Annotated in this window: 1 tRNA gene; it reads right to left on the bottom strand. The window is 57.2% G+C overall.

Annotation, left to right across the window (positions count from 1 at the left end):
• Positions 1–107: 107 nt before the first annotated feature.
• Positions 108–194 (bottom strand) — tRNA-Leu (locus PU683_RS22125).
• Positions 195–299 lie beyond the last annotated feature (105 nt).

Here is a 299-nt window from a genome sequence, read left to right as displayed (position 1 = left end):
GGGGGACTTGAACCCCCACGTCCGTAAGGACACTAACACCTGAAGCTAGCGCGTCTACCAATTCCGCCACCTTCGCACAGTCATCTTACTTGTCGATATCGCCTCGTTGGTGCGAGGGGGGGGACTTGAACCCCCACGTCCGTAAGAACACTAACACCTGAAGCTAGCGCGTCTACCAATTCCGCCACCTTCGCACAGTGCGAGCGATATCTGCGTGGTTTATGGTGCGAGGGGGGGGACTTGAACCCCCACGTCCGTAAGGACACTAACACCTGAAGCTAGCGCGTCTACCAATTCCG

The sequence above is a fragment of the Candidatus Kosakonia sp. 282A-S69 genome (assembly GCF_029433855.1).
Taxonomy (GTDB): domain Bacteria; phylum Pseudomonadota; class Gammaproteobacteria; order Enterobacterales; family Enterobacteriaceae; genus Kosakonia; species Kosakonia cowanii_A.
The sequence above is the reverse complement of the archived record's forward strand: the minus strand, read 5'-3'. Positions and strand labels throughout refer to the sequence as shown.